Source organism: Bacillus sp. LR--39, assembly GCF_053613335.1.
Window position 1 is genome coordinate 1 of sequence record NZ_JBSIOT010001629.1, and the last position, 513, is coordinate 513.

At 53.2% G+C, this 513-nt stretch carries 1 protein-coding gene; it reads left to right on the forward strand.

Annotation, left to right across the window (positions count from 1 at the left end):
- Positions 1 to 513: alpha-ketoacid dehydrogenase subunit beta (locus ACWHAR_RS32200; RefSeq protein ID WP_452089064.1), on the forward strand; the 513-nt coding region annotated here is incomplete at both ends.

Sequence of the window (513 nt, forward strand, 5' to 3'; positions counted from 1 at the left end):
TTGCGATGAGAAAGGACGATCACGTCATTTTAATGGGGGAAGATGTCGCAGGAGGAGCGAATGTCGATCATCTGCAGGATGATGAAGCATGGGGCGGTGTGCTTGGCGTCACGAAAGGGATTGTTCAGGAATTTGGACGGGAGCGCGTCCTTGATACGCCGATTAGTGAAGCGGGGTACATCGGCGCAGCCATGGCGGCGGCTTCAACAGGTTTAAGGCCGATCGCGGAATTGATGTTTAACGATTTTATCGGCACGTGTTTGGACCAGGTGCTGAACCAGGGAGCGAAGTTCCGCTACATGTTTGGCGGAAAAGCGGAAGTTCCGATTACGATCCGGACGACCCACGGCGCCGGCTTTAGGGCAGCCGCCCAGCATTCGCAAAGCTTGTATGCCCTATTTACAAGTATTCCCGGCTTGAAAGTGATTGTGCCGTCGACCCCGTACGATGCGAAAGGCTTATTGCTCGCTGCGATTGAGGATCAGGACCCGGTTATCTTTTTTGAAGACAAAA